At 40.2% G+C, this 18,861-nt stretch carries 15 protein-coding genes; 3 read left to right on the top strand and 12 right to left on the bottom strand.

Annotated elements, in window-relative coordinates; translation table 11 throughout:
* Positions 1-44 precede the first annotated feature (44 nt).
* Positions 45-1,559, top strand: coding sequence for a capsule assembly Wzi family protein (locus ASG33_RS09975; RefSeq protein ID WP_056283849.1), 1,515 nt, complete (start codon positions 45-47; stop codon positions 1,557-1,559).
* A gap of 1 nt (position 1,560) precedes the next feature.
* Here the strand turns inward: ASG33_RS09975 and rfbD are convergent, their stop codons facing one another.
* The 3 genes from rfbD to ASG33_RS09960 form a co-directional block, all read right to left on the bottom strand.
* The gene (rfbD, locus tag ASG33_RS09970) at positions 1,561-2,421 is read right to left on the bottom strand and encodes a dTDP-4-dehydrorhamnose reductase (protein ID WP_056283846.1); all 861 of its coding nucleotides are present in this window, start codon (positions 2,419-2,421) and stop codon (positions 1,561-1,563) included.
* Between the two features lie 119 nt (positions 2,422-2,540).
* Entirely contained in the window at positions 2,541-3,905 is a 1,365-nt protein-coding gene (locus ASG33_RS09965) for a sugar transferase (RefSeq protein ID WP_056283844.1), read from the bottom strand.
* A gap of 253 nt (positions 3,906-4,158) precedes the next feature.
* Positions 4,159-5,646 (bottom strand): capsule assembly Wzi family protein, encoded by a 1,488-nt coding sequence (locus ASG33_RS09960; protein WP_056283840.1) that lies wholly within the window; start codon positions 5,644-5,646, stop codon positions 4,159-4,161.
* A gap of 191 nt (positions 5,647-5,837) precedes the next feature.
* On the opposite strand from ASG33_RS09960, the gene ASG33_RS09955 reads away from it, so the two are divergent.
* Together ASG33_RS09955 and ASG33_RS09950 are read left to right on the top strand one after the other, a co-directional pair.
* Positions 5,838-8,042 (top strand): right-handed parallel beta-helix repeat-containing protein, encoded by a 2,205-nt coding sequence (locus tag ASG33_RS09955; protein WP_056283837.1) that lies wholly within the window; start codon positions 5,838-5,840, stop codon positions 8,040-8,042.
* A 37-nt stretch (positions 8,043-8,079) separates the two neighbouring features.
* Complete coding sequence (locus tag ASG33_RS09950; protein WP_157474686.1) at positions 8,080-9,063, top strand: SGNH/GDSL hydrolase family protein; 984 nt, start codon at positions 8,080-8,082, stop codon at positions 9,061-9,063.
* Here the strand turns inward: ASG33_RS09950 and ASG33_RS09945 are convergent.
* From ASG33_RS09945 to ASG33_RS09905, 9 genes are all read right to left on the bottom strand, one after another.
* Positions 9,057-10,298, bottom strand: coding sequence for a WcaI family glycosyltransferase (locus ASG33_RS09945; protein ID WP_056283832.1), 1,242 nt, complete (start codon positions 10,296-10,298; stop codon positions 9,057-9,059). The genes ASG33_RS09950 and ASG33_RS09945 overlap by 7 nt on opposite strands.
* Before the next feature lie 104 nt (positions 10,299-10,402).
* On the bottom strand, positions 10,403-10,942 hold the full coding sequence (locus ASG33_RS09940; protein ID WP_056283830.1) for a putative colanic acid biosynthesis acetyltransferase: 540 nt from the start codon (positions 10,940-10,942) through the stop codon (positions 10,403-10,405).
* 2 nt (positions 10,943-10,944) lie between these two features.
* Complete coding sequence (locus ASG33_RS09935; RefSeq protein ID WP_056283828.1) at positions 10,945-12,162, bottom strand: glycosyltransferase; 1,218 nt, start codon at positions 12,160-12,162, stop codon at positions 10,945-10,947.
* 5 nt (positions 12,163-12,167) lie between these two features.
* A complete protein-coding gene (locus tag ASG33_RS09930) occupies positions 12,168-12,986 on the bottom strand; it encodes a glycosyltransferase family 2 protein (RefSeq protein ID WP_056283825.1) in 819 nt (272 codons plus the stop codon).
* Positions 12,976-14,262 carry a hypothetical protein gene (locus tag ASG33_RS09925; RefSeq protein ID WP_056283822.1) on the bottom strand — a complete coding sequence of 429 codons (1,287 nt, stop codon included), beginning with the start codon at positions 14,260-14,262 and terminating at the stop codon, positions 12,976-12,978. Before ASG33_RS09925 ends, ASG33_RS09930 begins: the two co-directional genes overlap by 11 nt.
* 35 nt (positions 14,263-14,297) lie before the next feature.
* Positions 14,298-15,002 (bottom strand): CatB-related O-acetyltransferase, encoded by a 705-nt coding sequence (locus ASG33_RS09920; RefSeq protein WP_056283817.1) that lies wholly within the window; start codon positions 15,000-15,002, stop codon positions 14,298-14,300.
* 1 nt (position 15,003) lies between these two features.
* Positions 15,004-16,164, bottom strand: a complete 1,161-nt coding sequence (locus ASG33_RS09915; protein WP_056283814.1) for a hypothetical protein — start codon at positions 16,162-16,164, stop codon at positions 15,004-15,006.
* Between the two features lie 14 nt (positions 16,165-16,178).
* Positions 16,179-17,297, bottom strand: coding sequence for a polysaccharide pyruvyl transferase family protein (locus tag ASG33_RS09910; protein ID WP_056283811.1), 1,119 nt, complete (start codon positions 17,295-17,297; stop codon positions 16,179-16,181).
* Between the two features lie 10 nt (positions 17,298-17,307).
* A complete protein-coding gene (locus ASG33_RS09905) occupies positions 17,308-18,822 on the bottom strand; it encodes a lipopolysaccharide biosynthesis protein (RefSeq protein ID WP_082489174.1) in 1,515 nt (504 codons plus the stop codon).
* Positions 18,823-18,861: the final 39 nt, after the last annotated feature.

Genomic DNA, 18,861 nt, shown 5'->3' with positions numbered 1-18,861 from the left:
TGCAGTTAGAATCTAAGAACTCAACGTCTAATTTGCTATTGTTAATGGATTTACAAAAATCAGGCTCTTTGAAATCAATCTTCTACACGCTGGCATTCACCGCCATTTTTAACAGCAGTTTTTCTGTTGCATCGTCTGCGCTGCCGATCGAACAGATTGCACCGGAGGATACGATCGCCACAAAGTCACAGGGGAAAGCGTGGGTTGAACTGGCTGCTTATGGATCTACCGCGTCGCGTACCCCTTTCTGGCTCCATGCCAATCAATGGGGCGTTGTACCGATCACAGGACAGGTTTTCAGTCCGAGGGTGGGAGTGGAAGGCAGAAGTGTGTTGACAAAAGATGAAAGCAAGAAGCTGAAATGGACGCTGCCGTATGGCGCAGAGGTGGTCGGCAATGTGAGCAAGTACAGTAAGCTGCTGATTCCGCAAGCTTATGCGGGGATCGCGCTGGGCAACTTTCAGCTGACTGTGGGCCGCCGTAAGCAGTATGTCGGCTTCAACGATCACGAGCTTGGGACGGGCGCGTATATGTGGTCAGGTAACGCATTACCCATTCCAAAGATCCAGATCGGCTTCGAAAATTACGTACCGCTGATCAAGAACTTCTTCTACTTCAAAGGCTTTTATTCCGACGGCTGGCTGGAAAACAGCAGACCAGTGACGAGCGAGCTAAAACTGCACAACAAAGCACTTTACGTACGGATCGGAAAGCCAAATGGGCTTTTGCAGCTACACGGTGGTTTTAATCACGCGGTACAATGGGGTGGAAAGAGCCCGTATTTTACGGTGGACGGGCAAATGCCGCATGGGTTTGACAAATACTGGTATGTTATTTCAGGAGCAAAACCCCTGGGGAAAGTCGATGGGATTTCTGACTTCGACCGGACCAACAGAATAGGAAATCATGTAGCCAGTATTGATGCCGGTCTTGAGTTAAATTTCAAAGCAGTGAACGTTTTCTTTTACCGGCAAAGCCTTGTAGAAGACGGCTCGCTGTTCTATTTAAATAACGTGAAGGATGGTCTGAATGGCGTCACTTTCACGATGAAGAACACCGAGCACAAGGTATTCTCTCTGCAGAAACTAACTTTGGAACTACTATATACGAAAAGTCAGGGAGGCAGTGAGGCAGTTGACGGAAACCAGATCCGCGGAAAAGACGATTACTTCAATAACGCCCAGGTAAGAGACGGCTGGTCTTACTTCGGCCGTGGAATAGGTACTCCCTTCATTACACCGCAAACAGACAATAACTGGCCGCGTTATGCGGATTTTTTTACCAATAATAATCGCGTGTGGGTCACGCATCTAGGAATGAAGGGCAGTTTCAATGATGCTACATGGACAACTAAATTGTCACTGTCAAGCAATCAGGGAACTTACGATGCCCCTCTTCCCAGCAAGACTTACCAATTTTCTGGTATCATTGGAATAGCTAAGCCTACAAGGCTGTTTGGCGGCTCAACTATCAATGCGGCATTGTCATTAGATCAGGGTAAACTATTTGACGATGCCTTTGGCGCAATGCTTTCTATCCGCAAAGACCTGTTTTTCTAAATTATGATTGCAGGGTGAGTCTGTCAACGCAAACTGCCAGACTATCTCTCCAATAAGGTATTTCAATTTCGAAGGTGGACTTGATTTTTGATTTGTCCATAACAGAATAAGCGGGACGCACTGCTCTAGTTACGTATTCAGAGGTCTTCACGGGGTTAAGCTTAACTTTTGTTCCGCTGATGTCAAAGACGGCCTTAGCAAAGTCGTACCATGAGGTTACACCTTCGTTGCTGTAGTGGAAAATTCCATAGCTTCTTTTATCCGACTCTATGATATCCAGGATTGTTCCGGCAAGGTCAATAGCATAAGTGGGAGAGCCTACCTGATCCACTATCACACCGAGCTGATCACGCTCTTTCCCCAGTCGTAACATTGTTTTTACAAAATTGTTGCCGTACTCAGAATACAGCCAGCTTGTCCTGATTGTAACATGCTCCGGCAGGATCTCGGCAATTGCTGCTTCTCCTTCAAGCTTGGTTAGCCCATATATATTTTCGGGTTCAGCCGGATCGGTTTCGCTTAACAGGCCTGTTACATTTCCTTTGAATACAAAGTCAGTACTAATGTGCACGAGCGTTGCACCGAATTTTCGGCAAGCGGCCGCGATATTGGCAGCTCCATCACGATTTACTTTCCTGCAGGTTTCCTGATCATCCTCAGCCTTATCAACTGCGGTATAGGCAGCACAGTTAACTACGTATTTCGGCTTTTCCTCAGAAAAGAGTTGATTTAGCAATTCTTCACTTAATATATTCCCTGCCTCTTCTGACGGGAATGAGATGTCTCCGATATTTCTTTCTGCGGATACTTTTTTAAGGCAGCTACCAAGCTGGCCAGACGCGCCGAGGACGAGGATTTTCATGTTGTGAAATTTTTATTGTTTGTGATACCGGCTTCAAATATAAGTGTACAAGCTCAAAACCTATAAAAAAGCCTGGTCAGATATCTGACCAGGCGAGTATTGGAATGTACTACAAAAGTTTATTGCCCGCGACCTAAGATCATCACCTGAACTGTTCTAAATATGAGCAATACATCATTGAAAACGCTATAAGACTTTAAGTATTGAAGATCATATTTGAGGCGTTCAACATTCTTCGCCATTGTATCGGCATAGCCAACATTGATTTGTCCAATTGATGTAATACCTGGTTTTACGGTAAGCAGACGTTGAAACTCATGCGGTTCGGCCTCCATAAGCATATCTACATCATACTTGAAAAGTGGTCGGGGACCAACAACCGACATTTCACCTTTCAATACATTGATGAACTGTGGAAGTTCGTCTAATCTCGACTTTCTTAAAAAACGACCAATTGGGGTAATTCTTGGATCATCATCGCCTTGTGAATGTTTAAGCCCCATTTTATCAGCATCGACATACATGCTTCTAAATTTATAAATATAGAACATTTCCCCCCAACGTCCCGAGCGTTTCTGTTTGAAAAATACCGGTCCTGGTGACGTGATTTTAATAGCTAAAAATACCATCAGAAATATTGGAGCACCTAAGACCATCACGATAATGGAAAACACAAGGTCAAACGCACGCTTAGCGGTTTGTTCATTGAAATTTGAAAACGGCTTCGTATTTACTTGTATAATAGGATACATGTCATGGTACTCGATAGTAGCCATGTTGGTCATAAAACCACGGAAATCTGGTACTAACCTGATCTGTGTCCTTTGACGCTCACCCATTTTGATAATCTCCCTAACCTGGTCATCGGTGATTTCATTCAGGCAGCAATACACATAGTCCAATTGTTTTTCCCGCACAAACATTTCAAGTGCCAGCACTGGATTTTGTTCAGATAACTCAAACATTCCATAATATCTATATCCCAACTCTCTTCTCTCCCCATAAAACTCGCGTATCAATGACGCCAGCGCTCCTTTACCCACAATTGCGAAGCGGTTGTAGTTGTAGCCAGCCTTTCGATACAACTTAAGAAACAGGACCGCAGCTGCCCTCGACAGGATAGACATGATTATGAATAGGCAGTAGGTCATCAAAAATTGATACCGACTATACTCTTCCCCCTGTTTACTTAGGTATAGAAACGCCATGATTATCGCAGCGTGGATAATGGACGCTTTAAAAAATTTACCAAGTTGAGTGTTGAAATGATAGGAGAGGCGAGAAAATTGATAAGTCTTTAATATGTGAATGGTAAGCACCCATACCAAATTTGCAAACAGGAGCAAGTTGATATACTGATTTCGGAATAACTCCGAGAAACCATCAAAGCGAAACAGGTAGGCAGAAAAAAATGAGAAATTGAGTAGAACAATGTCCACCCAGAGATGGACCTTCGGCAGAAGTCCTGGATAGTGATTTTTCATGATATAACGTTGAGTGATATTCGGAATACTCTAATCTAACCGGTTTTTTAATAATTGAATCATTACCATAAAACTAGGCTATTAAGACAAAAACGCTGGAACATTCCGGTGTTCCGCGTCACATTAGCTACAAGTCTAACACTTTAGTGCGTTAAAAGCAAATTATATTTTTCTTATAATTTGGGCCTAACGCAAGTGGAAATTTGACTGGTATATTACACATGATCATCAATCTCGAAATACGATCATAGATTTAGAAAATAGTTTTAACAACTGAGATTTTGACGCCTGAAGAATTCATGTACAGCTTACCTAGGTCAGCTGCAAGGCCTGCATGAACATTCAACTGACCTAGAAGTTTGCTCTGCAAAGGAATATTAGTATCAAGAAATAGTGATAATTGGTCGGCATTGTCAGGAAAGCGGGCTTCATAGGTTCCACGATTGTCTGAATAGGATGCTTTCACAATAAACTCGGTCTTTTTGATGCTGCCCATAAATGCGATATGAATCAGTTTTGTGCGAGTATTGTTCGAAAATCTGAATACATTATTTCTTGGAAGACTCGGATTAGTTTGTTCCTTCGGAACAATAAAGGGTGTCCCGATTGTACTGCCTGAATAAACCCATCCAGAATATTGCGTATGATTAAAATAATCGTCTCTCCCTCGCGGGGTTCCATCAAGCGCGAAAGTTGATCCTCCCTGGTCTAGTGTATAGAGTAACTCTGTAGTAAAAGCTTTTATACGAAAGCTCCCGATGTTTTCAGAATTAAATTTCATTGTTAACCCGTAGAGGCCATCCTTGTATCCTTTTTTGTAATACAATGATCCGTCGTCATATATAAACTGCCGATACAATATTAATTCAGATCTACCAAGGGTTGCCTCGACGGATAAGTCTAGCGAGCCAAGATGATTACCCACTCTGTTTCCTCTATCAATAACATCATATTTAGTCGGATCGACGAATCCAAAAGTAGGTATTCTTTTCCCGGAGAACACATACCAATAATCAATCCATTCTGACGGATAATGCTTTCCTACAGTATATCGATTTGGCGTTACTACGGTGCCTCCCCACTGTACATTGTGGTTGAAACCTCCGGCTACCCGTACTGGCCAAGTGACTTTTCCCAGTTTTATATAGATATTTTTTTGGTGCAGATAGTGGTTCTTTACAATTTTGTTCTTATCAAACCAGCCGTGGCTAATCATCCCTTTAAAAGACAGCAATCCTTTGAAGAGTGGGACATACTCCATGAATCCTATTTGGATCTGGGGAATTGGTGTGCTATTGCCCGATTGAATATAGGAGCCACTCGTGAGGGTAGAGTCCCCAACTATACCAATAATCCGTTTTCGTCGGCCTCCCCAGATTTCTAGCTTGCCAAAGCCGCCTTTTAAATATCCCTCGGGAATCACTACTCCTGTTTTTTTGCCCAAATATGCAACCCCCTGAAAGCCAAATCCCCAGTCCAGACGTTTACCCTTATACTCTCGAGTTATGGATGCATTTAATGAGGTAAATGGGTTGGATGTTGGAACGGAGCCATATTTATTTGCATGAAACCAAAACGGAGTTCTTGAAGAAGTCGCTACCAACGCACTTACTTCAACAGTGGCGCTGATAGGTTTTTGCACTATTGAGTCAGCCGAGAAATTGGAAGCTGATGTTCCTGTCGTGGTGCAGATAGCAAGGATTACATATAAATATTTACATGTTAAAACTTTTATTTTCATAAGAATAATTGTGAATGGTAAAAAGCACGCCTTAATATTCGTGTTTAAGATTGCATTATTTTGAGTGACCTTGATCAACGATCAAGTCTGTTGGTACTACAAAGATTGTACTTTAGGCCAAGTTTCTGAAAGTACTAGCACTTCCAAGTTAGCAAATCATTAAGTTGATCTTATACTTCAAATGTTCTACTATGTGTTACTACAGGTACTGGCATGAAATTTCTAAAGACCAAGCAGCTAAGACCTACTTTAGCGAGTTGCATTTTAAACAAGATTGCCCTCTCAAAAATAATGGAACTCATCTGTCTACCAAATCTGAAATAGTTCATCTAAGTGAATTGGATTTTTTAATTAAAACTATGAAAAGTCTTCGAACAAATTTAATCATATCAATATTGGTACTGGTTTTTTCTCCTGTTGCTGTATTCTGTCAGACTATTTACGTTTCGACAAATGGAAACGATACCAATTCGGGTAAGAAGGGAGATGAGGTGGCTAGCTTAACTAGGGCTTTTGAGCTAGCTAAGAAAAGTAAAGGTACTGTCAGCGGAAACTCAGCACAAATACTAGTCTCAGGTGGTATCTACACTATTACTGAGCCAATCAGATTGGACGAGAGCGACTTTGGAGCTAGCAACTCCCCATTAATAGTGAAAGGCATTGGAGCGGAGAAACCAGTGATTTCCGGAGGATATGAGATTAAGGGTTTTCAGAAAGGTACGGGAGCGCTTTGGAAGGTACATGTTCCACAAATCAAGGGCTACAAGAAACGTTTCGAACAGCTATATATTAATGGTCAGAGACGAACAAGGGCGCAACATCCCAATTCGGGGCTTTTGACACCGACTGATATTAAAGAAGTTGCGTCAGCAAAGGATGGAGCGCATGAAAAAACATTCAGTCAGGTAATCGAAGTGGGACAAAAAGTTACCGATATTCTGGAAAGAAGCTCAGCCGAGGAGGTCAAACAGGTCATCGCTAGGCTTTACCATAAGTGGGACAATACTGTTCGTCGGGTGGACGCAATAGACGCTAAAAACGGCGACTTAGTCGTTAAAGGCGCGAAGATGAAGCAATGGAATAAACTTAATGAGCAAACCGGACTTGTATTAGAAAATGCAAGAGAATTTATAGATAGTCCAGGTGAATGGTTTCTGGATTTAAATGATACTCTATACTACTACCCTTATGAAGGAGAGCAGATGAATCAGGTAGTCTGCATAGCCCCACTGGTTGATAGATTCATCACGATCAAAGGGAAGAGTGCCTCTTTAAAAAGCCATGACATATCATTCGAGAATCTATCATTTAGATATTCTGGTTTTAGAATACCATCGGGAGGAATTGAGCCGATCCAGGCCGCTGCCCCCATTGAAGCTGCTATACAAATTGACTTCGCCGACAAGATCAGCTTCATAAATTGTGAGATAAAAAACGTGGGTCTTAATGGTATTTGGTATAGAAAATCCTGTGTTGGAGGGAAAGTTGAGAATTGCAGTATCACAAATCTTGGGTGTGGTGCTGTTAAAATAGGAACAATGGCAATCTCTTCAAATCCAGATGACCTTACCAGCAATATCAAAGTTGTAAACAATATAATTACAAAGGGAGGATATATCCTTCCTTCATCAGTCGCTGTGATCATTTTCCAGGCGAGTGACAACTTGATTCAACATAACGATATCTCGCATTTTGCATATACAGGAATATCGGTAGGATGGGTATGGGGCTATGGGAAATCTGCTGCGTCACGAAATATTGTGGAGTACAATAATGTCCATGATCTGGGTAGAAATCTTTTAAGCGACTTGGGAGGGATTTATACATTAGGAACCAGCAGTGGTACTCGTATCCGTAATAATGTAATTACCAATGTTAAGGGTAGAAGGTACGGTGGCTGGGGTATATATCTCGACGAAGGCTCATCGGAGATAGTAGTAGAAAATAACATAACAAGAAATTGTAGTAGCACAGGATTTCACTTGAATTACGGCCGTAACAATGTTATTTCGAATAACATTTTTGCAGATAGCGATCAGGGTGAACTACAATTATCAAAACTGGGAGATGACTCGCCAATGGAATTTAGAAATAATATTGTCTCAGGAAAGGTTTCTAATGTCTTTGTTGGAAAGTGGACTCAGGCAAATATCAAGTCAAGCAATAATTGTATCTGGACCAAGAGTAGTTCAAAGAGTACAAACCAAGTGGTTGATAGAACTCCTGAATCACTGAGAGCTAGTGGATCGTATATTTTAAAGAATCCGCAACTAAGGCATGTAGGGAATTCTGTCTTTCATATAGATAACGATGAAGTTAAGAAGCAAATTGGTTTCAAAGACTTCAATGCTTCAGAGGCTGGTGTACAAAAAAGTAAAAAGGGAACTAACGAGTAATGCCGTATAAGAATGCTTGCCAGAGAAATTGAATCGCATGGACAATTACTGTATGTTATCAAGTAGGAGGAAGTTTTGCAAGTATGCGACTATAGCATCATTAGGCTTGTTTACTGATTGTAGTGCTGAGAATGCTTTGCTTACTTCTGAGGCTATTGCGCCGGACATCAAACCAGACCAGACACTTGCGTTTTTCGGAGATAGCCTGACCGCGGGAGCCGGAGGTACAGCGTATGGAAAGATTGTTGGAAAATTCTTTCCTGGCTACAGGGTGGTAATTAATGCTATTGGTGGTCAGAATTCGTTCTCGATAGTTGCTAGACAAGGTGGTTTACCAATCTCGATTTCCATTAAAGACAATGTTTTCAAAGGCTCTACACCAGTTGAGGTTACCGAAATTAATATTCCGTTTCTATCCACAAATGCTTCTGCGCAGAGAATTGCGAAAAGTGGGGTAGTGGCCGGAGTGAGGTGTAAAATTGTTCGTACTGTCCTCAATTCATCAAAACCATTTCAAGAAGTGTACACCTTGGAGCCTGAAAAAGCTACGACTCAAGTAGTGCCGGCGCAATCTGTTTTTACGTTGAACGACGCAATTTCTCTAAGGTCTGCGGTGCAGATTTTATGGGTAGGTAGAAATAATACCGGAAAAGCTTTCCAATCCGATATTACGTCTTGCCTCGAGAAAAGTGTAGATTTTCTTCCAAGTCCGAAAAGATTCTTAATCCTAGGAGTTTTAACTGGTATGAATGACATACGAGGCTCAATGCTAGAGAGAAGAATTACATCATTGAATGATACTCTTGCAGAGAAGTATGGTAATCATTATGTGTCGATGCTAGCGCCAACAAAGGCAGAGATGGATGAAATCAGCTTCAATCCAAATGAACAGGACTTAGCTGAAATTGACGGTGGCCTTTTTCCAAAAAGCATGCGATATGATGGGCTTCACTTGAATAATTTTGGATATGAGATTGTGGCAAATCGAGTAATAAAAAAGCTCAGCGAGTTACATTATTGATGCATGGTACGGTTTGGAGGAAATATAGCTTTTTCAAAATCACGAAGGATGGATGTTTTAGAAAGGGATCGATTTGCGTACTTACGCGCATTGCTCTTATAGATAGAAAGGTCAGATGACAATGCTAATTTAATACCTCTGGCCAACTCTGAGTCTGAGTCCGGTCCTACAACTATGCCTAGTGAATTTTCTTGAACCACTTGGTGTAATGAGGTTCCCGGAGCGGCTGTAACAATCACACAGCCACCGGCAGCCATAATTGCAGTAAATTTGCTAGGCATCACCAAGTCAGAGGCACTCCCTTTTTGCAAAACCAGGTGCACATCGGCAATGGCAAGAAGCTCTGACAATTTTTCATATGGCTGAAGTGGGAAAAATTTGATGTTAGTCAAGTTAGAAGAAGTAGCAAGATTTACTAGATTGTTCTTGGCGCCTCCGGAACCCACGATTACAAAGAGGACATTCGTATCACTTTGGAAGATTTCCGCCATTTTGATAATCACTTCGAGACCCTGTTTTTCTCCTAAGTTGCCAGAATATAAGATCACCTTTTTTTGTTGCTCGATACCAAACTCATCTCTTAGCGAGAGCTCCGGGCTTAACGGCCTAACGAAATCTTCATCAACCCAGTTGGGAAACATCAACAATTTTGCAGTTGGTATTCCTTTTTGCGAGATCTTGCTTATCATTCCTTGACTTACTGCTGAAACAGCGGAGCTTCTCTTATAAAGAAACTTTTCCAGTTTGAACATGATATTAAGAGCCGTCTTATTTTTAATCATGTTTAGCTGTTTTGCCGCATCAATTTGCAAATCCTGAACATGGATCAACAGTCTTGAATTACGAACTGCGCTATATAATAATGGTATCAGTGCGAGATAAAAAGGAGGTGATACACAAATTACCAAGTCGTACTTGCGTTCAAACATTACTTTAAGCCAATACGGAAGAGTTGATAGTGTAAAAGATAGCTCATGAATAATCCTGTTAATTGAATTGATCTTTTTAGGAACAAAAAGCGGACACCTTCTCACCCTTACGCCTTTCAACTTTTCAGTAAACCACAATTTACCTTTGTAAGCATCATGCACTTCCCATTCAGGATAATAGGGATGTGCAGTAATCACAGTGACATCGTGACCTTGGTCAGCAAGCCAGTTGGCCATCTCTCCTGTATACTTACCGATACCTGTTAGCTCTGGTTGATAATTTATGCCATGAATTAGTATTCGCATTTTACTTACAAATTGTTTATTGGGTACCGACTTAGAGCCGAAAGTTGCTTTTCAAGCTATTAACAATTCTAATATTGGCTTAATTATAAAATAATCTTAGGGATCTAACATCTATCCCGAATCGCTTTGGCGGGGGAGCCAACACAAATCTTCTTCGCGGGAAGAGATCGAAAGACGGATGACCTTGCACCGATGACCGTGCCTGCGCCAATTGTAACTCCAGGCCCTACATAAACGTCAGTAGCAAGCCAGCAGCCAGGTTCAATTTTAATTTCTTGCGCAAAAATCGGAAAGCTTTCGTCAGTGTAGTCATGAGATCCAGTACATAGATAGCTTTTCTGAGATATTACGACATTATCGCCAATGGTAATGTGACCCAGACTATATAGCCGAACATCATCACCAATCCAACTGTGGTCTCCAATGCTTACCTTCCATGGAAACTGTGTCTGAACAGATGGCCTAATGATAACGTTCTTTCCAACTTTGGCTCCAAAACACCGCATTAGAAATCGTCTCCAGCCGTACATAAATTGGGGCGAGGTGCGAAACAAAAGTGCCTGAACGATCCACCAAAGCTGCACATACCATCCGGGACGGCCACGAAAATCAGGAGGCAACCTAAAAGTTTCTAATAGTTGCATTGTTAGATTGTAAGATTTTCAGAATCAAAACCTATTCCGCCAAGAAATTGTCTTGTTGCCGCGCTGACTTCGAATCGATTTATAAAAGCTGTTTTTGCATTTTGTCGTAGTCTCATTTGTTCTTCATTTTCAAGATTCAGCCATGAGTTTAGTAAGTAAGATGTCCCTTCGGTTGTATCAGATGCAACAAGCCCTGCATATTCTTCTTTAATTTCGTTACAAATATTCACTTGATCACTAATTAACACGGGAGTACCACAAGCTAGGGCTTCAACAACTGCGATGCCAAAATTTTCCTGATGACTAGGAAGAATAAATGCCTGGCAATTATAGTAGGCTCCCCATTTTGAATCACCTTTTAACATGCCTGGGAAGAAAACCTTATTTTGTAAATTAGTATTTCCATCAACAATGGCGGTTAAGCTTCTGCCAAAATCGGTATCTAATTCCGGACCGGCAATAACCAAATTAGGCACGGAAACACCTTCTGAGGCTTTTTGAATTACAACTTGCTCGTAAGCTTCTATTAAAATGTCGACGCCTTTCTTGTAATTGATACGCCCTAGGAAAAGAAAATATTCTCCCTGCAGAGCAGATGGGCACTTGTCCTTTAAAGCTCTTCGCATTTGTTCGGAGTACTCAGGCGGCGTTTTAATCCCGTAGCCAACGTTGATTTCTCGTTTTGGATGATAAGGAGTAAAGGTTTGTCTTGCAAGCATCATTTCTGCCTCACAGGTAAAAAGAATTCCATCTGATTCGTTAACAATTCGTCTCTCAATCAGTTTCCAAAAAATCCAGTTCCGAACCGCTTTTAACCTTCGGCCTTTCGCCTTTTGAAACCATGGATCAAGCATACCATGGGGCATTACGTAGACGGCCGGAATTGATTTTGGATTGCGCTTTTTATATTGCCTAATAGCTGCTGAGACAGCGAAACTCGTATACTGCCAAAGACCATGAACAATGATCACGTCAAAGCGAGAGATATTAGCCAAGAGCCAAGGAATAAGAGCTTCATTGTAGCCCCATGGGCCTTTCCCTCTGCCTATGGTATGAATTACAAAGTTGTCGGATTCTAAGAAGGAGGATTTATCCTGATCAAGTGAGACGACTTCGTTTGAAACACCAAATTTACTCATTTCCGGAACCACATTTCTAATCCCTTGGGGAGGGCCGCCAGCGGCAGGGTTCATACTCCATATAACTCTAAGAATTTTCATGATGTTTATTGAAGCCGAACACCTTCATAGTTTTTTTTCTTATAAATTGCCTTAGCATTAATGACTTTAAGAAAGAACTCGAAGAAAAACTTCAACAAAGTGCTATTTCCTAGTTCAGGATAGCGCTGGCGCATAAGTTTGCTTTCTTTAATCATTTTTTCCGAAGATCCGATAGAGAATGAATCACTATGCATTCGGAATTCTCCAAGAACAAAAGGAATATGAGCTGTTTTTGTTTGTGGATCTAAATAAATGTCGAACAAAAATTTAGAGTCTGCTACATATTTTAGGTTTGCATCAAATCCACCCACTCGGTGAAAGATATCCTTGGTCCAAAAAGCGCTTTGCTGCGCAAATGGTAGCCGACGAATGTATTTAACACCTACTTTGGGTAGGTTCAACGATTTTAAAGAATAAATTAGGTTTCCACTCTCGTTAATATAATTTACGTCACCGAAAACTAAATCAAAGGAGTTCTGACTAAACTTGTCTACTGCCTTTTCAAGAGCGATTGGAGTTAATCGATCATCTGAGTTTATATAGCAAAAATAATCTCCGCTGGCAAGCCTGAACCCTTTATTAACGGCGTCATACATCCCAGCATCTTTCTCAGAGATTATGTGTGCAATTCTATCCGAGTATTCGTTAACGATACTTAGTGTTTGATCAGTGGACAATCCGTCAACAACAATGATTTCGTATTTTTGATATGTTTGATTGAAGATACTGCGCAACGTGTCGCGAATATATTTTTCGCCATTGTAGACAGGTATTACAACGGAGAACAGTTTCTTTTCTTCGTTTTTGCGGGTTTCAGGATGCATTGATTTGGTCAAGTTTTCTTTTCTTTTGGGATCTTTTCTCGTGAGCCAGCTTGGCATTAGATGTTATAATAAAGGCTATCATAATTGGGATGGTCGACTTTATCTTTGGGAGAGGAGAAAAACAGAAAGTCCAAAATACAGTAAATAGGAGATGTAAATAGATTGGTAGATACGGACTTGTTCTGTCATGCTTAAATCTTAATAAGTTGTAAAGTCGTTTACCAACTAACGTTATGATATATAATATTGCCAGAAAACCAAGTAACCCAGAAGTCATCCAGGCACCAACGATAACAGAATGGCTTGGGATGTAGCGTTCTTTTTCAGATATTATTCTATCCTCGTAAAACCGATCTTCCATCATGTGTAACTTATAAAGTAACAATGTGTACTTTCCATTTTCATCTAACGCCCATGACCCATGGCCGAAGATTGGCTTGTCCAGAGAAGCAGTAAGAGCCACAAATGTTTCCGATCGGCCGGTCATTAGGAGGCTTAATGGATTATAAGGATTTTCAAGTCGCTGCAGTTGTCCTGAGGCGTGCTTTCCTCCAAATCCACGGTTTAGTACTAAGTATACATAACTTGAAAAAGCTAATTGAAATGCAATAATTGCAATTGTAAGAGTAATCAGAATCTTTCGACCAGTTATTTTCGGCAGGTAACTTCTAAAGTATAAAACAAGCGCTATGAAAATGCGAATAGCACCATTAGTTCTAGCATCGTATGCCAAGCTGAACAGACCAAAAATCAAAAAGAGCACAATTACATATTTTGTGTAGTGCTGATTTCTATTAATCAGCAAGTAGGCAATAATCAGCAGAGAATCATTTAAGATAGGTGCTAGTCGAAACTTAAAAAATTCCATATCTTCAATAGATACGCCGTACGTATCCGGCCCGAAGAATATTAGACTTATTATTTCTCCTACAAAATAATATAGTATATATCTCTGATCCTTTAGAAGGATTTTACACAAGAAAGTTGTTACAATTATTGCCATCAGGATATTTGCCCAACCTCTGATTAAGTTTTGCGGCGATGTCTGATTAACATAATCACTGATTATTTGTGAGACAAGGAAAAGGATATATGCTTTTTGTATATTCTGCAAGTCTCGCAGTTTATTGTACAGATACGCCCAAGTCTTAAAGTATCTCAGTTCCCAAATCGCGAACAACTCGCTAAAAGCCAGTTCACCTCCTATGTTTATTTTCAAAGAGGTGAGACTTGCGAAAAGCAAAGTTTTGATCTTAATAATTTGGTCCTTATTCATATCAGTGACAGTTAACGAACTATTAGGAGCTCGCTTTAAAATAATTGTGATTTGCTGTTCTTAGCCGAATGAGATTTTGATATCAAATCTCTAAACTTCTCTATTTCGTCAAAAGATTCCGCATTTTCTTTGATCCATTCAAAGGGTTTATCCCACCAAGCGCTGTCGATTAGAAACTGTATGTCATTATCGTTAAACCTAGATCGAATTTTTTTTGCAGGTACTCCCGCGTAAATTGCATATGGTTCGATATTTTTTGTAACCAAAGATCCCGCCCCGATGATTGCACCATTACCGATAGTTAGTCCGTCCAGAATGGTCACGTCATCGCCAATCCAGACGTCATTGCCGATCTCTGCATAGTAACCATCAGTTGTAAGACCGTGTTCAGGAAAGATAGATTCCGATCGAAAAGTAAAACCGGCCTGTCTTTTTGAGCTAAAGAAACTAGGGTGTGTCGAGACAAACTTTGTGGTCGGGTGCCTACCGCTTGTATTGTATATCCGTGACCCGAGTGAGCAGAATCGCCCAATCTTAAGATGGGAGAATCGTACATTTTCGCCTATGTAACTTCCTGTGCCTATGTGGCAGTTCATAAGAACAGAATTATGCGCAACAGAGTTGTGGCCTTCAAAGTCACATTTATTGATCGATACGCCTGAAAGAAATCGCACATTTCTGTTCCTAAATCTAAACTTGTAGATCTCATTCAAAGTATATTTAGCAATTGCTCTGAGCATATTAGTTTAGTAATTTGTCTAGAAATTTTATTTTCTTTATAATCTTGAAAGCAGTAACACTGATGAGTTCCTTTATTGTAATTGATTTCAGATCATATATTAGTCCAAATGTTTCAAAGGAAGTTGAACGGGGCTGTGGTGCAGGAACAGATAAGTCGTACAGTAAAATGTCATCCCCTTGAACCTCATGTATTACATTCAATTCATGTGGTCGTAATTTAAGGCCATAATGCGCTTTTACGAGATATGGCATGGGTTTCGGAGATAATAAATATTGGACGCTTTCACTGATGTCCTTTGAAGCATAAAGATCCACTGCTAACATTTTCTCGTCCAAACCCAAATGCTCGCTAAGCCCGACTCTTTCAAAGAATGAGTCATATTTGACACAATTCTCAAATGAAGGTATCAAATATTTACGAGTTCCGGATGCTAGCGGGACTTGGTTTCCGGTATTAAGAGTCTTGGTGTGAGTTCCTGCGTCGTTAAAATTTGTTGTAAGGGAATGATAGGGGTATACAAAATATTTGTTTGTGGCTACTGTATATGCCATGAAGTGCTTCAACCATGAAGATTCTGACCAATTCTTAATTTTGGTGTGAATATTTGTTCTTCGATACTCATCCGAGGGAGAACTGTTATACCAGGATGTAAATGCCTGCCACATGGAATAGTTCCAGCATTGACCCCATGACTGAGCAAACTGCATTAAGAATACGTCGCAACTATTATACTCAGGCACGAAAGGCCTATTTTTGATAACATTCCACTTATGACTATATAACGAGATGCCACTGATACGCTCATCCTCTCCAAACGCTTTAAGAGTTTGCTGGGTATATGCATAGAAGTTTCGGGAAACATAAAGATCGTCTTCCAAAATTATGACGGAACCGTAAATTGTCGTCAGATTCCCACATTTTAGAATGTGATTTTTAAGACCTAACCGGACTTCGGAAATATCAACAACCTTCGGACCATATGGCCAGTTAAAATTTTGAGCAGTTTCATACACCTCCTCGTTTCCACTCCTATCTATGGAAATATGTAGAGTGATATCTTGGCTATTAAAGTCCGAAAGCGCTAGTGACTTGAGAAGTCTACGAAGTGCTTCGGGACGGTTATACCCGACGACAACAATAGCAGGAGTAGTTCCATCCATTTTATAAGTCCCAGTTAAGAAAGAAAGATACTAGTAAGTATTGAATCAGTGTTTTCCTTATTCAACTTAATGGTTGCCTGAATTCTTTTTAGCTCAACATCTCTCCTCTTTACTATCTCATTCATGGTTTCCAGGTTTAGCAGCGCACTATCGTCCATATTCAAGATGGTATGATCAAGTTTGTTGTCTTTCAGAATAGACACTATTTTTTTATTGTCCTTTGGAATGATGAGGGGGAAAACTAGAACATCCGATAACATCCCCAGTAAGAGCACGTGTAATCTATTGCTAACTATAAACTCTGCATTAGAGTACAACTCTACTGACTCCTTGAGGAGTAGTTTTTTATCTATGAATTCTATTTCGAATTCGTTGAGCTTCTCACATAGCTCAAGACATGCCTCTCTGTCGTAAGATACCTGGTAGCAAAGAACAATTTTGCAGTGCGTAAAATCCGAGGAAGATAAGATGGCTTTCAGCCTGTTTGCAATTTTCAAAAAGTATTGCGAATCATGTTTAATACCATAAGCATTTGACCTGAAGCTTAATACAATATAATTCTTAGAAGGTAAGTCTGATTTGATAGGTTTATGATTACTAACCCATGCTAGATCAGGAAAGTATTTTGTATTGTGAAAGCCAAATTCTCTAGCCTTTGCGAGAGATTCGGTATCCCGAATTCCTAAAAAACTGTAAAATCGCGATTCAACGGATGACCAAAACTGATTTTGAGTATCGAAGTTTCCAACAGATATACCAAACCGGACGATTTTGCAACCTAGGCATCGCAGAATGACAAGAAGGGCGATACCTTTGAGTGTTTGCATTGCCATTTTCCTTCCCGTTCGAGAAATATCACCTGGAACAAAGGCAAGATAATATTTGTCTTGATCTCCCTTCAGCCTATTTGAAATTAATCTCCCAATCAGGGTAGCAACTAGCGTCCGATCGGAAATTTTTGATAACATCTCAGAGTTATTTGATTTCAACTCCTTAGAAAACCATTCCGGCTTATCGCGATCATCCACAATAACTTTACAGTACCTTGAAAGCTGATCAATTAATGCTTTATTAATCAGCAGGTCTCCGGTATTTTCATATTGGGTTCTCGGATTAATGAATAAATATCTCATTATGATGTAGCTAAACAGATTTTTTGGCGACGATGTCTAAAATTAACTTCTTTTCTGTTCCTTTTAAGAGAACAAAGGATATCATTGCCCCAACAGTGAGCAAAATTGCACTATGGCTCATTAATCCTGGCCAGTCTTGAATTGTAAAGTAGGATAGATAGAATTTCCCAATTAAGAGAATTGCCAACATTGACAATATTGAGGGAATCGATGATGCGTAGAATGTGCCAATATTGATTTTCATCTGCTTGGCCACATATATTGGAATGAAAATAAAATTCTTAACCGTTAGCACAACTATGCTTGCAATGACTATACCATAAAGTCCCATATCAGTAAATCTGACTAGACAATAAGCAAGAATGAGATTTACTAACCCCATAAAACAAGTAAATAGTCCGGGAATCCTCAATTTGTTATAAGCTCGATTGATGGAGAATAATGGAAGAATCCCTAGGTTTATAGGTAAAGATATAAGCATCAGATTAAATAGTTCTCCATACTGCGAAAACGATGGGCCAATCCAAAGAGTCAAAAACTGAGTTGAAACCAAACATAAAACAGATACAATTACAGCTATTGAAAGTGACAATATTTTTGTAGATAATTTTGACAGTTTAATTAGCTCCTCAATCTTATTCATCGAGTACAACTTCAAAATTAAAGGACCCAATGCGCCAGAGAGTGTAATTGAAAGAGTCCTGATCATGTTACTCCATTGAAGTAATGCGCCATATTTGCCTGCTTCGGCACTACCGATCATCGTATTAATTAGGAGCAAATCAATTTGTAAAAACAAAATATTTCCTAACTGAATTACCACCAACCATCCACCCATGGACAAAAGATTTTGGAGAATGCTTTTGTCGAAGAGCTTTGTATTCAGAGACAAATAGGGCGTGTATTTTGCAAACAGGATGTAGCTATATATTCCTGCTAACAAACTGGCAATAACCATGGAAATTCCGTATAGCCCTAGCGAAACTTTGACAAATAAGAAGATGATGAGGATCAGGCCAACTCTAATAAATGTGTTTATAACAGTGACACGGTTTACTAGGTCAAGTCTGTTAGCCAGATATGCCGACGTGTTAAACAAAGAGGTAAATGTAGAAACTAGAAACGCTATACTTGTGCAAATGAACAAAACAATTCCTTCTTGTACGATATGAGTTGGAATTGATAAAAAGGAAGCAACGTTAAACGAAAAAATTCCGAGTAATGGTACTAAAATTGCAACAAGAGCGAGTAGGCTTACGAATGCGGTGTTGAAGGTGATATTCGCTTGTTTGTGATTGTCGTTTGCAAGGTCGAGAGACAAGAATCTTGAAAGAGAACCGTTAACTGCAATTGTTATCAGGCCAGCATAGCTAATTAATGCTGTAGATAAAGGAATCATTCCAAATGCGTCAATACCCAGCCGGCTTATAAGGAACGGAGGGAGCCAGAAGCTCATCACTCCGTTCAGTACAAATAACAAGATGTTAGAAGTTATATTTCGTTTAAAGGCAACTTTGTTATCCATTTATTCACCGGCTAGTCTTACATGATTGTATTCTGAGAC

It is taken from the genome of Dyadobacter sp. Leaf189, assembly GCF_001424405.1.
Taxonomy (GTDB): domain Bacteria; phylum Bacteroidota; class Bacteroidia; order Cytophagales; family Spirosomataceae; genus Dyadobacter.
This window is presented reverse-complemented; position numbering and strand designations above follow the sequence as displayed.

Excerpts from the sequence above, each read along its gene's own strand:
- ASG33_RS09925 (WP_056283822.1), bottom strand. The coding sequence starts at position 14,262 with ATGAATAAGGACCAAATTATTAAGATCAAAACTTTGCTTTTCGCAAGT.
- ASG33_RS09940 (WP_056283830.1), bottom strand. The coding sequence starts at position 10,942 with ATGCAACTATTAGAAACTTTTAGGTTGCCTCCTGATTTTCGTGGCCGT.
- ASG33_RS09930 (WP_056283825.1), bottom strand. The coding sequence starts at position 12,986 with ATGCATCCTGAAACCCGCAAAAACGAAGAAAAGAAACTGTTCTCCGTT.
- rfbD (WP_056283846.1), bottom strand. The coding sequence starts at position 2,421 with ATGAAAATCCTCGTCCTCGGCGCGTCTGGCCAGCTTGGTAGCTGCCTT.
- ASG33_RS09975 (WP_056283849.1), top strand. The coding sequence starts at position 45 with ATGGATTTACAAAAATCAGGCTCTTTGAAATCAATCTTCTACACGCTG.
- ASG33_RS09950 (WP_157474686.1), top strand. The coding sequence starts at position 8,080 with ATGGACAATTACTGTATGTTATCAAGTAGGAGGAAGTTTTGCAAGTAT.
- ASG33_RS09965 (WP_056283844.1), bottom strand. The coding sequence starts at position 3,905 with ATGAAAAATCACTATCCAGGACTTCTGCCGAAGGTCCATCTCTGGGTG.
- ASG33_RS09915 (WP_056283814.1), bottom strand. The coding sequence starts at position 16,164 with ATGGATGGAACTACTCCTGCTATTGTTGTCGTCGGGTATAACCGTCCC.
- ASG33_RS09905 (WP_082489174.1), bottom strand. The coding sequence starts at position 18,822 with ATGGATAACAAAGTTGCCTTTAAACGAAATATAACTTCTAACATCTTG.
- ASG33_RS09920 (WP_056283817.1), bottom strand. The coding sequence starts at position 15,002 with ATGCTCAGAGCAATTGCTAAATATACTTTGAATGAGATCTACAAGTTT.
- ASG33_RS09955 (WP_056283837.1), top strand. The coding sequence starts at position 5,838 with ATGTGTTACTACAGGTACTGGCATGAAATTTCTAAAGACCAAGCAGCT.
- ASG33_RS09945 (WP_056283832.1), bottom strand. The coding sequence starts at position 10,298 with ATGCGAATACTAATTCATGGCATAAATTATCAACCAGAGCTAACAGGT.
- ASG33_RS09935 (WP_056283828.1), bottom strand. The coding sequence starts at position 12,162 with ATGAAAATTCTTAGAGTTATATGGAGTATGAACCCTGCCGCTGGCGGC.
- ASG33_RS09960 (WP_056283840.1), bottom strand. The coding sequence starts at position 5,646 with ATGAAAATAAAAGTTTTAACATGTAAATATTTATATGTAATCCTTGCT.
- ASG33_RS09910 (WP_056283811.1), bottom strand. The coding sequence starts at position 17,297 with ATGAGATATTTATTCATTAATCCGAGAACCCAATATGAAAATACCGGA.